Source organism: Streptomyces sp. NPDC055078, from assembly GCF_053607985.1.
The window spans coordinates 1-11,874 of sequence record NZ_JBSGUP010000216.1 but is presented as its reverse complement, the minus strand read 5'-3'; the positions used below and the strand labels follow the sequence as shown (position 1 = coordinate 11,874).

Here is an 11,874-nt window from a genome sequence, read left to right as displayed (position 1 = left end):
GGAGTGGTGCTCTAGTGGTGCGCTACTCGACCGTCACCGACTTCGCCAGATTGCGGGGCTTGTCGATGTCCCGGCCCATCGCCAGCGCCGTGTGGTACGCGAAGAGCTGGAGCGGGATGCCCAGCAGGATCGGGTCCAGTTCGGTCTCGTTCTTCGGTACGACGATGGTGTGGTCGGCCTTCTCCTGCTCGCGGTGGGCGACCGCGAGAATCCGCCCGCTGCGGGCCTTGATCTCCTCCAGCGCCGCCCGGTTCTTCTCCAGCAGATCGTCGTCGGGCACGATCGCCACCGTCGGCAGCGCGGGCTCGATCAGCGCCAGCGGCCCGTGCTTCAGCTCGGACGCCGGATACGCCTCGGCGTGGATGTACGAGATCTCCTTGAGCTTCAGCGACGCCTCCAGCGCCACCGGGTAGCCGCGCACCCGGCCGATGAACATCATCGACTGCGCGCCCGCGTACTCCTCCGCCAGCTTCTTGATGTCGGCCTCGGACTCCAGGATCTCGGTGATCTGCGCCGGGAGCCTGCGCAGCCCCTCGATGATGCGCTTGCCCTCGGAGACGGACAGATCGCGGATCCGGCCCAGATGCAGCGCGAGCAGCGCGAAGGCGACGACCGTGTTGGTGAAGCACTTGGTGGAGACGACACAGACCTCGGGCCCCGCGTGCACATAGGTACCGCCGTCGGCCTCGCGGGCGATCGCGGAACCGACCACGTTCACCACGCCCAGCACCCGCGCGCCCTTGCGCTTCAGCTCCTGGACGGCGGCGAGGACGTCGTACGTCTCACCCGACTGGGAGACCGCGATATACAGCGTGTCGGGGTCCACGACCGGGTTGCGGTAGCGGAACTCGGACGCGGGCTCGGCGTCGGCGGGGATGCGCGCCAGGGACTCGATGAGGCCCGCGCCGATGAGCCCCGCGTGGTACGAGGTGCCACAGCCGAGGATCTTCACCCGGCGGATGCCCCGGGCCTCCCGCGCGTCCAGGTTGAGCCCGCCGAGGTGCACGGTGGAGAACCGGTCGTCGATCCGCCCGCGCAGCACCCGGTCGACCGCGTCGGCCTGCTCGGAGATCTCCTTGTGCATATACGTGTCGTGGCCGCCCATGTCGTACGACTCGGCCTCCCACTCCACGGTGGTCGGCGTGGCCGTCGTCGTCGAGCCCTCGGTGGTGTACGTACGGAAGTCGTCGGCCTTAAGGGTGGCCATCTCGCCGTCGTCCAGGGTGACGACCTGGCGGGTGTGGGCGACGAGCGCGGCGACGTCGGACGCGACGTACATCTCCTTCTCACCGATGCCGAGAACGACCGGGGAGCCGTTGCGGGCGACGACGATCCGGTCGCTGAAAGAGGCGTGCATCACGGCGATGCCGTAGGTGCCCTCGATCAGCTTCAGCACCTGGCGGACCTTCTCCTCCAGGGTGTCGGCCTGGGAGCGGGCGATGAGATGGGTGAGCACCTCGGTGTCCGTCTCGGAGGCGAAGACCACCCCGTCGGCCTCCAGTTTGGCGCGCAGTTCGGAGGCGTTGTCGATGATGCCGTTGTGGACGACCGCGACCAGGCCGTCGGGGGAGAGGTGCGGGTGGGCGTTGGCGTCGCTCGGGGCGCCATGGGTGGCCCAGCGGGTATGGGCGATCCCGGTGGTGCCGCTGAAGCGCTTGGGTACCCGGGCCTCCAGATCGCGGACCCGGCCCTTGGCCTTGACCATCTTGAGGCCGGACGCCTTGGGGCTCGTGATCACCAGGCCCGCCGAGTCGTAACCCCGGTACTCCAGCCGCTGGAGCCCTTCCAGCAGGAGTGGTGCACAGTCACGCCTGCCGATGTATCCGACAATTCCGCACATGTAGGTGTTGCTCCTCCGTAGATCGGTGTGTGCCCGGACGGTCGGCCGCTCAGCCGTAGACGATGCGGCGCAGCTGGCGGAGCGACAGCTCCGGCGGCGCCACGGCGCGGTGCGGCAGCTCGGCCGCGATCCGCTCGAAGATCTCCGTGTTCGCGCATCCGCCGGCCCGCAGCTCACGGTGGCGGCGGCGGACGTAGTCCTCCGGCCGCTCGTCGAAGTACGCCAGTACGTCGAGCACCACCCGGGCCGCGTCGCCGCGCGGGAGCGCGGTACTGCGGACCAGATGGTCGATGAGGTCGTCATGTGAGGGCAGACGATCGGGCCGACGTTGTTCGAGCACCTGTCGATATTGGAGGTTCGGCAGGGGTGATGGCAAGAATCCTGCCCGATTCCGGGCACAGGATCGCTAAAGCTGCTTGAGGATCGCCTGTTTGGCGGTGGTGAACTCGTCCTCGGTCAGTATTCCGGCCGTCCGCAGCTCGCCCAGCTCCCGCAGCCGGCGCAGCAGCGCGTCATGATCGCCGGCGCCCGTGCTGTCCGGTGCCTTGGTCAGGGCGCCGGCGATTCCGGCCGGGGCCGGGGCGGGGGCGCCCGGATGGGGCATCCGGGCCACGACGGCCGCGGCGGCCAGGGCCATCAGCGGGTCCTTGCGGAAGCCCCACAGCTCCACCGCGTGCGGGTCGTACTTCGGCGGGGCGGTGGTCGCGGACCGGGTCACGGTGAACCGCAGATAGCCGTTGTCCAGTCCGGAGGACGGCAGCCACTCGACCGCCTCCACATCCGCCAGGGCGATGGTGCGGGCCCCGCCGGACGACTTGGACTCCTCGGTCTTCCAGTTCCACGCCAGCCGGATCTGGTCCCCGTCGAAGGTGACGGTCCCGTCGCCCGCGCCGACGGTGAGCGGCAGCGCCGGGCCCGGAAGCAGATAGCGGTCGACCGAGGTGGTGGGGATCTGCTCCAGCAGCAGCGCGTTGCGCACCTCGTCGACGAAGTACTCCGCCACGCCCATCCGGTCGCCTTCCACCGTCAGCTGATACGGATCGGAACTCTCGTCCAGCTTGCCGCCGGAGATCTGGAGCAGCGGATCGGCGCCGTCGCGCAGCCGGAGCCGCAGCCGTCCCGACTTCTTGCCCGGCGCGAAGGAGATCCCGGCGAGCGCCGCCAGCGGCACGGCCAGCTCGCCCAGGGTCTTGCGCAACAGGCTCACCGTCTTGTCGGAGCCGGGCACGATGCGCACGGTGTCCCCGTCGAAGGTCCAGGTGCCGTCCTTCTGGATGATTTCCGCCATGCCGGGGATTGTTCCACTTCGCCGCCGGGGCGAGGGAGGTGTCCGCCCCTCTGCCCTCCGCCCCTCGGCCCTCGGCCCCGTATGGGCGGTGCCTCCTGCCTGGCGAGCGCACGGTGCCTCCTGCCCGGCGAGGGCGGTGCCTCGCGCGGGCGCGGGCGTGAACCCCGGCGGGAAGCGTGGAACGGCTCCTTCCGGTGCAGCGGAATGGCACCCTCATAAGGGGCTTGATTCCGATGGCCTCCCGCTCTGTCCCAGTGTCGGTAATGGTCTAGACCTGAGGTCGGTCGCGGTGCACGATACGCATGGTGGACGTCCTCAGCCGCGACGTCCGGCGAAGGGACCCAGCCGTGAGAATGCCCGGAACGCTTCCACGATTGTTCGGCGCACTGCTCCTCATCTCCGGGGCGGGCGTCGGCTGCTCCGCGGACGACAGTGATACGGGGACGGGGGAGGAGTCCGGCGGCCATGCCCCCGCCGTGCACGCGCTCGGCCGGATCATCCCCGCGCCCCGCACCGTACGGCCCGGCGGCACCCCGTTCGTCCTGAGCCCCAAGGCGGCGATCCGCGTCGGCGACTCCCGCGAGGTGCGCGCCATCGGCGCCTATCTCGCCGGGGTGCTCCGCCCCTCCACCGGCTACGCCCTGCCCCTCCTGGGCGACGCACCCGACGGCATCCGGCTGTTGCTCAGCCCCGACGACCGGGCACTCGGCGACGAGGGCTACCGGCTGGAGTCCTCGGGCGGCGCTCTCACCCTGACCGCGCACCGGCCGGCCGGGCTGTTCCACGCCGTACAGACCCTGCGTCAGCTCCTGCCGCCCGCCGTGGAGAGGGACACCCGGCAGCCGGGGCCCTGGAGCGTCCCCGGCGGCACCATCACCGACACACCGCGCTACGCCTACCGGGGCGCGATGCTCGATGTCGCCCGGCACTTCTTCAATGTGGACAAGGTCAAGCGCTATATCGACCAACTGGCGCTCTACAAGGTCAACAAGCTCCACCTCCATCTCTCCGACGACCAGGGCTGGCGTATCGCCATCGACTCCTGGCCCCGGCTCGCGACCCACGGCGGCTCCCGGCAGAGCGGCGGCGGGGCCGGCGGGTACTACACCAAGGCGCAGTACCAGGAGATCGTCTCCTACGCGGCCTCCCGCTATCTGGAGGTCATCCCCGAGATCGACATGCCGGGGCACACCAACGCGGCCCTCTCCTCGTACGCCGAGCTGAACTGCAACGGCGTCGCGCCCCCGCTCTACACCGGGACCGATGTCGGCTTCAGCTCGCTGTGCGCGGGCAAGCCCGTGACGTACGACTTCGTGGACGACGTCGTACGCGAGGTGGCCGCGATCACCCCGGGGAAATACCTCCACATCGGCGGCGACGAGGCGGACCTCACCAGCGAGGAGGACTACGCCGCCTTCATGGTCAAGGCGCAGGCGACGGTGGGCAAGTACGGCAAGACCGTGATCGGCTGGCACCAACTGGCGGGCGCGGAGCCGGTGCCCGGGGCGATCGTCCAGTACTGGGGCCACGACAACACCGAGACCTCAGAGCGCGAGGAGGTCGCCGCCGTCGCGAAGAAGGGCACCCGGCTGATCCTCTCCCCGGCGGACCGCACCTACCTCGACCACAAGTACACCGACGTCACCCGCCTCGGCCTGAAGTGGGCCGGTCTCGTCGAGGTGGACCGCGCCTACGACTGGGACCCCGCGACCTACCTCCAGGACGCCGGAGTCCCCGAGGACGCGGTCATCGGCGTCGAGGCGCCTCTCTGGTCCGAGACTCTGACATCGAGCGACGAACTGGAGTACATGGCGTTCCCGCGGCTGCTGGGGGTCGCGGAGCGGGGGTGGTCGCGGGGTGGCGACTGGGACGAGTACAAGCTGCGGCTGGCGGCGCAGGCGCCGAGGTGGGCGGCGCTGGGGGTGGGCTTCTACAAGTCCCCGAAGGTGCCATGGGTCATGGGCTGACCTCTGGTTGCCGGGGCGCCGCGGTGCCCCCGGACCCGCCCGGTTGCCGGGGCTCCGCCCCGGGCCTCCCCCTACGCCCTGCGGCGTGGGGGCCCAGCGCCTCAATCGCCGGCGGGGCTTGGTTTGGTTGTCCTGGGCTGCAAGCTGCCGCGCGTGGCATGGGCGGTCACATCCAGCCCGTCCGGCGATTGAGGACACGCCCGGAGGGCGTGCCGCTCCACGGTGGCGCGGGATTCGTACGTCGGGCGCGACCCGGTCCACCGGGACTACGTGTCCGGTTCAAGCTCTCCGGGGACCGGGGCAGGGGTCAGGCCCACCACATGCTTGGGGCACGCGTAGAGGGGCGCCTCAGCCTGGGGCGCTTTTTTGTTGTCGGACGGCCGTAGCCGACCTGCCTATCTCGCCCGACTCGCCCGCCTGTCTGAGTCGCACGGCTGGGTTGGCTTGTCTGCGCTCTCCGCATGTCTGAGACTCCGAGCGGCCCGTATGTCCCGCGCGCTCCGTATATGAAGGTCCGGGATGCGCTTGCGGCTGATATCGCGTCGGGCGTGTACGGACCGGGTGACCCGATTCCGTCGGAGTCCGAGCTGTGCGAGCGGTTCGGGGTGGCCCGGGAAACGGCGCGTCGGGCGGTGGTGCGGGTGCTCCGGGACCGTGGGCTGATCTTCACGGAGTGGGGAAAGGGTTCATTCGTCCAGATCGAGACCGTTCCCGAGCCTCCCAGGGCGCAGCATCGTCACGACCAGGCGCTTTGCGTGCCGGACATGTTCGGCACGTGACCGGTCGAGGCTGCGGTGGCTGGCGTTCGATAGGCCATCGCACCGGCCGTGGACCGGGATGCCTTTCGTCACGGGGCATCAGGCTGCGGTGTCGTCGCCGATCTGGAGTTCGTTCACCCATTCCTGGGCGGCCGCGAGGCTGGGAGCGGTGCCGACCACCTCGTACACGAACCCGGTCCACTCCTCCAGGACGCGCGGCTCGTCGGGCCGGAGGTGGCCGGCGCCGCCGTGCACGGGCCGGTGACGGCGGTAGAGGTCCATCGGGGGGCGGCGCCGTTTGTTGTAGGCGGCGAGTGGGTCGTCGGCGTCCACGCGCGGCACGGCGCGCGACGGTTGGTTCGACGGTCCGGGTCGGCGGTGCTTGCCCATGCGCTCGATGCTCTCAGGCCGCGATCGTGGTCGGCCGGGCGGCGGCCAGTTCCTTTGCCCGGATCCGTACGTCGTCGATCGCGGCGGTCTCGTACGGGCGGGCCGCGTCCAGCAGCGTGTTGAGCCGGGACACGACGAGGGTGGAGTCGACGCGGGCTGCGTCGTCGAGCGCCTGGTGGGCCGCACCGGCGCCCCGCTCGGCCTCGCCCTCGTCGAAGAGCGCGGCGGCCAGGCCGACGCGGTCCATGACGCGGACCCGGTCGAAGCCGGGCTTCCTGAGCTTGAGGGCGTCCTCGAAGTGGACGCTCGCGGCCCTGCGGCCACGGCCGAGCGCAGCAAGGTCTCGGGCGGAGACCGCGCGGGCGCCCGCGTGCTCGGCCGCGTCGAAGTACGCGACCCATTCGGGGACGTCGTCGCCGAGACCGTCCGCCAGGAGCTCGTCGGCAGTGCCGAGGTGCCTCTGGGCCGCTCGCTCGTCGCCGAGGGCCGCGTGCACCCGGCCGATCTGCGAGGAGACCAACGCCTTCGTCGCGGGCAGTGTGGCCTTCTTGGTGGCGACGCCGAGCAGGCCGAGGGCCTCCTGGGGGTGCCCGAGGTAGATCATCTGGTGGGACATGCGGGTGACGATCTCCACCCCGCGGTCGCGCTGCCCGGCCTCGCCAGCGGCGTACGTGCCGTAACTCCACAGGCGTTGGGCGATGCCGAAACGGCTGGCGTCATGGCTCACCCAGCCTGCGAGCGCCGCGAGGTCGGCGGTCGCCGCGAACACCCGGGCCTTCAACTTCGGTGGGACGCCGTCCTGGATACGGCGGGCGACCTCGTCGAGCTGGGCGACGATCGCCGAGCGGTACAGGCCTCCACCTTTGGAGGCGTCGGCCTTGGTGAAAAAGGCGGTCACCTTTTCAAGGGTGGTGACGGTGTCGGCGTCGAAGCCCTTGTGTTCATGGTTCAGCGCGCGGGCGGTGCCGCCCAGCATCCGTTCGGCGGCGAGGATCAGCGGGGCGCCGACGGCGAGCTTGAGGGTGTCGCGGCGGTTCATGAAGTCCATCTGCGTCCATCCGGCCAGGGCCTGGGCGGCTGCTTCGGTCAGCAGCGGGAGCTGGATGCTATCCAGCACCACACCGGTACCCGTCAGGCCGAGATCACCGGGAGTGAGCGGCTGGCCGACCGCTTCCGAGAGGACGTCGGCGAGCAGGGCGGGGACCGGCGGACGGGGCTTCTCGCCGTCGATCCAGCGTCGGATACGGGTGGCGTCAGGGGCGATCTGCCGGTGGCCCCGGGCTTTGCCCGCCAGGGCGATCCGGCGGGCGATCTCCCCGTGGGACAGGCCGCTCGCCGCGGTCCACAGCTGGACATCGCTGTCTCGCCCTCCCCGCCTGTGTATACGGAGCGTGGCATTTTCGCCACGGTTCGCGACCCTTACAGTACTGGTCAGGGCCATGGGTGGGCATCGATTCTACTCAAGCGGGGCTGATCGGCTTCCGCTTCATCCAGTGGGGAAAGGGTGAGCACATGGCTACACCGACCGCTCAGGCACCGTGGGCGATGGGGCTGGTCACCGACCGGCTGCCCGTCGGCCCGCCGTCGTACGCCGCGGTGGTGCTGGACGGGGCCACGCAGACCGCCCGCTACACCGACGCCGCCGGCCAGGTCGTGGAGATGGGCAAGCACGGCACGTCGAAGACGACCGGCACGGCGTCGATGTCCGGGGGCGGGGACGGACAGAACCCGCAGCCGCAGACCCAGGACGACAACACCACCGACTACGAGTCGGACTGACCGATGGCCTCCACCGTCCTGGTCGTCACCGCGCTGGAAGACGTCACCGCGGACTGGGTCATCGCCGCGCTGAACGAGCGTGAGGTGCCCGTCGTCCGCGTCGACCCCGCCGACATCGGCACCGGGCTGACCTTCGGGGCCCGCATTGATGTGGGGGTGCCCTCGTGGGGCGGGCGACTGCGTACGGCGAGCCGGGAGGTGGAGCTGGGGGAGGTGGCGGCGGTCTACTACCGCCGCCCCACCCCCTACGCCGCCCGGTATCAGCATCTGCCTCCGCAGCAGCGGGAGTTCGCCGCCGCTGAGGCGAGGCACGGGCTCGGCGGCATCCTGAACACCCTGCACGGAGCCGTCTACGTCAACCACCCGGCAGCAGTGACCCGCGCAGACTTCAAGCCCGCCCAGTTGCAGAGGTTCACCGAGCTCGGGCTGTCGATCCCGCCGACCCTGGTCACCAACGATGTCGAGGCGGCTCGCAAGTTCGCCGCCGAACACGGCCCCGTCATCTACAAGACGTTCCGTGGCCTGCCCCGGGACGAAGACGGGCACACCGGCGCGATCTGGGCCCAGCGCATTGATCCGGAGACCTTCGACGACTCCCTCGCGGTAACCGCCCACCTGTTCCAAGCCGAGATCCCCAAGACCGGGGACGTGCGGGTCACCGTGGTCGGCCGCCGTGTCTTCGCCCAGCAGATCGCCGCCCCGGATGGCGCCTTGGACTGGCGCCGCGGCAACTGGGCCGACCTGATCCACGCCCCCATCACCGTGCCTGCCTCCATCAATGCCGCGCTGCACAGCTACCTGGCCTCGTTCGGCCTGGTCTTCGGCTGCTTCGACTTCGCCCTGACCGGCGACGGAGATGCCCCGGAACACTGGACGGCGATCGAGTGCAACAGCAACGGGCAGTGGGGCTGGCTGCCCGATGCGCCGACCATCACCGAGGCGTTCGCCGACATCCTGAGCAGGAAGGAGGCGGGGCCGAGATGAGCATGCCCGCCGACCTTGAGACCGACTCCGTCCGCCTGCGCGAGGCGATGGCCAAGGGTCTCGCCGCCGACGGCGTTCTCGCCGATCCGGCCTGGCGCCAAGCCGTCGAGGCGGTGCCCAGGCACCGGTTCGTGCCCGGCTTCTACCTGCCCGCCGACGAACGTGACGAGCAGGGCCTGACGGTGTGGGAGCCGGTCACCACCGAACTCGATTACGGCCGCTGGCTGGCCGCCGCGTACTCCGACACCACGCTGATCACGCAGTTCGACGGTGAGGAACCCGACTGGAAGGCCCCCGTCGTACGCCACGGCGGGGCCCCGACGTCGTCCTCCACGCTGCCCTCGCTCGTCGTGCGCATGTGGGCGGACGCCGAGATCGCCGAGGGGCACACGGTGCTGGAGATCGGCACCGGGACCGGCTACTCGACCGCGCTCGTGTGCGAACGTCTCGGCTCCGCCGACGTAACGTCGATCGAGGTCGACGGCCGTCGGCTGGAGCAGGCGGCGAGCGCGCTGTACGGCCTGGGCTACACCCCGACCCTGGCGGTGGCGGACGGCCTGTACGGGTACTGGCCCGAGACGAAGTTCGACCGGATCGTGGCCGCCTGCTCCTTCCGCACGGTGCCGTCCGCTCTGCTCGCGCAAGTACGGCCGGGCGGGAAGATCCTGCTCACCCTGTCGGGCTGGCTCTACGGATACGCCCGCGTCCTGCTGACGGTGGCCGAGGACGGCACCGCCGAGGGCCAGTTGCTCGGCGGCACCGTGTCGTTCATGTCAGCGCGTACGCACGCGGCGCCGGTGTTCGGCAACCCCGCCCACTGGGCCGCGGGCCTGCCCGACAAGCCCCGGGCCACCCCGCACAGCCCGGAGCGCATCACGGCCGCCACCGAGGAAGCGTTCCACCTGCGGTTCCTCGCCCAGAGCGCGGTGCCCGACGCGCAGATGACGACCGTGGGAGAGGTGGTGCACCTGGTCGACGTTGTCACCGGCTCCGCGGCCACCCTCACCCCCGCAGTCGACGGATGGGCCGTGCGTGAGGGTGGCCCGGTGAAGCTGTGGGAACGGATCGAGCGCGTCCTGGACGCCTACGACACGGCCGGCCGGCCGGGACCGGAGACGTTCACGCTCCACGTCCACGGCGGCGGGCAGCACCTGCGGCGCCCGCAGATGCCCGGCCTGCTGCTGACGGTGAACGGCGTCGCGGCGGGCCTGCGCAACACGGGCTGACGCGTCCGGGAGCGCCTGGAGCCGGGAGGCCTTCCGCACCCCTGGCCCCGGGCACTCCCGCACCCGTGTGGCCCGTGCCCCCTGCCGGGGCTCCGCCCCGGACCCGGCGCCTCAATCGCCGGCGGGGCTGGATTCGCTTCCCTGGTAGTTCATCCGCCCGAGGGGGGCGAATTCAGCCCGTCCGGCGTTTGAGGACAGACCCTTGAGCTGGAGGGCTCGCGCGGTACGGGGGCGTCTCCGGGGGACTACGTGTCCGGGTCAAGCTCTCCGGGGACCGGGGCAGGGGTCAGGCCCACCACATGCTGGGGGCAGGCGTAGAGGGTGACGGGGGGACCGCTCGCGCGCTCGATGTGCCGGACGGGCATGGGTACGGGTGTCCACCGCTTGCAGACGCAGCAGGTCGCGCCGGACTCGGCGGGTGGCTCGCTGGTGAGTGCGTCGCGTGTCACGCGGGTACCCCCACGCGTGCCAGGTCGGCGGTGTCGAAGGGGAACGGAATGTCGTAGCCCATGGTCGCTGCTACGGCCGATACGCAGCGCTGCCGCTGCCGGTCGGCGGCTTCTTTGGCGAGCAGCCATGGTCCGATGCGGTGTCCCCACGGTGTGGGGATGCTCCGGGCGAGGACGTGCGCGGGGACGGGGGTGCGTGCGGTGCAGATGACCAGGGGCGCGGGCTCGGTACGGCCTGCGAGGTACTCGGCGGTGTGCCGTCCGGGCCGGGTTCGGCGCGTCAACGGAAGAACGTTCAGCACCCATACGAGGGCGCGGGCGATACGATCACGCATACGTCGTTCAGCTCCTTACGCAAGCTGTTTCGGCGGAGCCCCTTGGAACTGGGTCGGACCGGTTCCTTGGGGCGTTCTGTTGGTGGATCCAGATGGTGTGAGCACCGGGGCGACGCGTAGCCAGCACCCAAAGACGCCCCGGTCCGTGCCCGTATCGAGCGCGCACCGGGGCTGACGTGGGGTTGTGTCGCTGTTAGCTCCGGTCCGGTGTTCCGGGCCCGTGCGGGCCTGGGGGTGGTGCCCGCCCCTGCCGGTTGATTGCTTGGGGAAGCGTCATTGGCCGGCACGGCAGGGGCGGGGGTCAGGGGGTTCGCCGTGGGGTGGTTCGGGTGGCTGCGGCGGCGGTGCGGTCGCGTACGGGTATGTCCCAGGCGGTGAGCGTTGCTTTGAGCCAGGTGTGGGTGACGCCGTAGGTCTGGGCGAGGTCGCCGAGAGACGTGCCACCGAGGTACGTGGCGGTCACGGTGGCCCGTTCGGCGATGACGTGTTCCCGGGCGGCCCGTACTTCGGCGGGTGTGCGGCGGACGGTCGGGTTCTCGCTGGTCCGGCGGGGGCGCTTGGGTGTGTCGGGGATGCTCGCGCGGACGGTGTCGGCGTGTGCGGTGTTCTCGTGGAGGGTGCGGGCGTCGCTGACGCGGATGAACCCGTCGATGTCCCCGGCGGCCGACCGGGCGCGCAGGGCGGTTTTCAGGGTGTCGCAGAGGTGGCAGGGGTGTGCGGGGCGTGGCCGGGTCAGTTCGGTGATCGCGGACATGGGGTGCCTTTCGGGGAGGGCGGCCCCGGTCGCCCCTGCCGGGGAGGGCAGGGGGTGACCGGGGCCGGGGGCAGGGAAGTGGCCTGCCCCTCTTCCCCCGGGCC

General features: G+C 70.8%; 13 protein-coding genes. 5 read left to right on the top strand and 8 right to left on the bottom strand.

Features of this window, described 5'->3' with window-relative positions; all coding sequences use genetic code 11:
- Positions 1 to 22: 22 nt before the first annotated feature.
- The 3 genes from glmS to ACWF94_RS19435 all read right to left on the bottom strand — a co-directional run bounded on the left by glmS (position 23) and on the right by ACWF94_RS19435 (position 3,128).
- Positions 23 to 1,840 (bottom strand): glutamine--fructose-6-phosphate transaminase (isomerizing), encoded by a 1,818-nt coding sequence (gene glmS, locus ACWF94_RS19445; RefSeq protein WP_453489490.1) that lies wholly within the window; start codon positions 1,838 to 1,840, stop codon positions 23 to 25.
- Between the two features lie 49 nt (positions 1,841 to 1,889).
- Positions 1,890 to 2,180, bottom strand: coding sequence for a hypothetical protein (locus ACWF94_RS19440; RefSeq protein ID WP_453489487.1), 291 nt, complete (start codon positions 2,178 to 2,180; stop codon positions 1,890 to 1,892).
- Positions 2,181 to 2,246: 66 nt separating this feature from the next.
- Positions 2,247 to 3,128: a DUF4429 domain-containing protein gene (locus ACWF94_RS19435; protein WP_453489484.1), complete on the bottom strand. Its 882-nt coding sequence runs from the start codon at positions 3,126 to 3,128 to the stop codon at positions 2,247 to 2,249.
- A gap of 353 nt (positions 3,129 to 3,481) precedes the next feature.
- Here ACWF94_RS19435 and ACWF94_RS19430 point away from each other — a divergent pair, with 353 nt between their 5' ends.
- Both ACWF94_RS19430 and ACWF94_RS19425 read left to right on the top strand, forming a co-directional pair.
- Entirely contained in the window at positions 3,482 to 5,095 is a 1,614-nt protein-coding gene (locus ACWF94_RS19430) for a beta-N-acetylhexosaminidase (RefSeq protein ID WP_453489481.1), read from the top strand.
- A 506-nt stretch (positions 5,096 to 5,601) separates the two neighbouring features.
- Positions 5,602 to 5,874, top strand: a complete 273-nt coding sequence (locus ACWF94_RS19425; protein WP_453489478.1) for a GntR family transcriptional regulator — start codon at positions 5,602 to 5,604, stop codon at positions 5,872 to 5,874.
- Between the two features lie 78 nt (positions 5,875 to 5,952).
- Here the strand turns inward: ACWF94_RS19425 and ACWF94_RS19420 are convergent, their stop codons facing one another.
- A complete protein-coding gene (locus ACWF94_RS19420; RefSeq protein ID WP_453489475.1) occupies positions 5,953 to 6,243 on the bottom strand; it encodes a DUF6087 family protein in 291 nt (96 codons plus the stop codon).
- Between the two features lie 13 nt (positions 6,244 to 6,256).
- Entirely contained in the window at positions 6,257 to 7,684 is a 1,428-nt protein-coding gene (locus ACWF94_RS19415; protein ID WP_453489472.1) for a Tat pathway signal protein, read from the bottom strand.
- A gap of 71 nt (positions 7,685 to 7,755) precedes the next feature.
- Here ACWF94_RS19415 and ACWF94_RS19410 point away from each other — a divergent pair, with 71 nt between their 5' ends.
- The 3 genes from ACWF94_RS19410 to tgmC are packed head-to-tail and all read left to right on the top strand — an operon-like array spanning position 7,756 to position 10,232.
- Positions 7,756 to 8,022, top strand: coding sequence for a putative ATP-grasp-modified RiPP (locus tag ACWF94_RS19410; protein WP_453489469.1), 267 nt, complete (start codon positions 7,756 to 7,758; stop codon positions 8,020 to 8,022).
- Positions 8,023 to 8,025: 3 nt separating this feature from the next.
- Complete coding sequence (tgmB, locus tag ACWF94_RS19405) at positions 8,026 to 9,006, top strand: ATP-grasp ribosomal peptide maturase (RefSeq protein ID WP_453489466.1); 981 nt, start codon at positions 8,026 to 8,028, stop codon at positions 9,004 to 9,006.
- Positions 9,003 to 10,232 (top strand): ATP-grasp peptide maturase system methyltransferase, encoded by a 1,230-nt coding sequence (tgmC, locus tag ACWF94_RS19400; protein ID WP_453489463.1) that lies wholly within the window; start codon positions 9,003 to 9,005, stop codon positions 10,230 to 10,232. The genes tgmB and tgmC overlap by 4 nt, the downstream gene beginning before the upstream one ends.
- Positions 10,233 to 10,477: 245 nt before the next feature.
- On the opposite strand, the gene ACWF94_RS19395 is transcribed toward tgmC, so the two are convergent.
- From ACWF94_RS19395 to ACWF94_RS19385, 3 genes are all read right to left on the bottom strand, one after another.
- Positions 10,478 to 10,681 carry a hypothetical protein gene (locus ACWF94_RS19395; protein ID WP_453489460.1) on the bottom strand — a complete coding sequence of 68 codons (204 nt, stop codon included), beginning with the start codon at positions 10,679 to 10,681 and terminating at the stop codon, positions 10,478 to 10,480.
- The gene (locus tag ACWF94_RS19390; protein WP_453489457.1) at positions 10,678 to 11,016 is read right to left on the bottom strand and encodes a hypothetical protein; all 339 of its coding nucleotides are present in this window, start codon (positions 11,014 to 11,016) and stop codon (positions 10,678 to 10,680) included. Before ACWF94_RS19390 ends, ACWF94_RS19395 begins: the two co-directional genes overlap by 4 nt.
- A gap of 301 nt (positions 11,017 to 11,317) precedes the next feature.
- On the bottom strand, positions 11,318 to 11,770 hold the full coding sequence (locus tag ACWF94_RS19385) for a hypothetical protein (RefSeq protein WP_453489454.1): 453 nt from the start codon (positions 11,768 to 11,770) through the stop codon (positions 11,318 to 11,320).
- Between the last annotated feature and the right edge of the window lie 104 nt (positions 11,771 to 11,874).

What these genes read in the sequence shown, in the direction of transcription:
- glmS (WP_453489490.1), bottom strand. Translation starts at nt 1,840, where the DNA reads ATGTGCGGAATTGTCGGATACATCGGCAGGCGTGACTGTGCACCACTC.
- ACWF94_RS19435 (WP_453489484.1), bottom strand. Translation starts at nt 3,128, where the DNA reads ATGGCGGAAATCATCCAGAAGGACGGCACCTGGACCTTCGACGGGGAC.
- ACWF94_RS19430 (WP_453489481.1), top strand. Translation starts at nt 3,482, where the DNA reads ATGCCCGGAACGCTTCCACGATTGTTCGGCGCACTGCTCCTCATCTCC.
- ACWF94_RS19425 (WP_453489478.1), top strand. Translation starts at nt 5,602, where the DNA reads ATGAAGGTCCGGGATGCGCTTGCGGCTGATATCGCGTCGGGCGTGTAC.
- ACWF94_RS19420 (WP_453489475.1), bottom strand. Translation starts at nt 6,243, where the DNA reads ATGGGCAAGCACCGCCGACCCGGACCGTCGAACCAACCGTCGCGCGCC.
- ACWF94_RS19415 (WP_453489472.1), bottom strand. Translation starts at nt 7,684, where the DNA reads ATGGCCCTGACCAGTACTGTAAGGGTCGCGAACCGTGGCGAAAATGCC.
- ACWF94_RS19410 (WP_453489469.1), top strand. Translation starts at nt 7,756, where the DNA reads ATGGCTACACCGACCGCTCAGGCACCGTGGGCGATGGGGCTGGTCACC.
- tgmB (WP_453489466.1), top strand. Translation starts at nt 8,026, where the DNA reads ATGGCCTCCACCGTCCTGGTCGTCACCGCGCTGGAAGACGTCACCGCG.
- tgmC (WP_453489463.1), top strand. Translation starts at nt 9,003, where the DNA reads ATGAGCATGCCCGCCGACCTTGAGACCGACTCCGTCCGCCTGCGCGAG.
- ACWF94_RS19390 (WP_453489457.1), bottom strand. Translation starts at nt 11,016, where the DNA reads ATGCGTGATCGTATCGCCCGCGCCCTCGTATGGGTGCTGAACGTTCTT.
- ACWF94_RS19385 (WP_453489454.1), bottom strand. Translation starts at nt 11,770, where the DNA reads ATGTCCGCGATCACCGAACTGACCCGGCCACGCCCCGCACACCCCTGC.